A 674-nucleotide genomic window follows, 5' to 3' on the forward strand; every position below is an offset into this window, starting at 1 on the left:
CGACCCGGCTTCCACGCTGGCTTTCGGCGGGGTCCTGGCCTCCCTCAGGGGCGGACTTTGCGCGGGTGCGGAAAGTGCCCTTGGGGCCATGGTGTGTTTGCCAGGGGAGTGGGTGTGTTTTCCAAGCCGGGGGCATTGTGCCGCTTCCTGCAGGGGCGCGGCGGCAGGGGACCAACACCTGGGCCTACGATCTGTCCCTGCGGGCGACGAATGTGGTGTACGCGGGCGGGCGGTGGCAACAGATCCGTTACACCCCGCAGGGGCTGGTGCAAAAGACCTGGGGCATGGAAGCCTGGCCGGTGGCGTACGAGTACGACCATGCCGGGCGGCTGACCAACATGGTGACCTGGCAGCAGTTCAACCTGGCCAACGGCCAGGGGTTGGGTGGGGAGGCGCGCACGGCCTGGCAGTATGATCCGCAGCGGGGCTGGTTGGTGGCCAAGTGGTATGCGGATCCGACGACGGGGCAGCCGTCGTTGGCCCGGGCCGTGCGATACAGCTGGACGGCGGCCGGGCGGCTGGCCGGCCGGCAGTGGGCGCGTGGGGTGGTGACCAGCTACGGGTACAACACGGCCGGGGAGCTGGAGTGGGTTCGGTACAGCGACGGTACGACGGGCTACACCAACCGGTACGATCGTCGGGGGCGGGTGACGGAGGTGGTGCAGGGGCCGGCG

Annotated in this window: 1 pseudogene; it reads left to right on the plus strand. The window is 69.6% G+C overall.

What is annotated here, in order from left to right:
- Nucleotides 1-137: 137 nt before the first annotated feature.
- A pseudogene (locus G4L39_RS13615) lies at nucleotides 138-674 on the plus strand (hypothetical protein); the annotation flags it as partial.

The organism is Limisphaera ngatamarikiensis, from assembly GCF_011044775.1.
Classification (GTDB): Bacteria; Verrucomicrobiota; Verrucomicrobiia; order Limisphaerales; family Limisphaeraceae; genus Limisphaera; species Limisphaera ngatamarikiensis.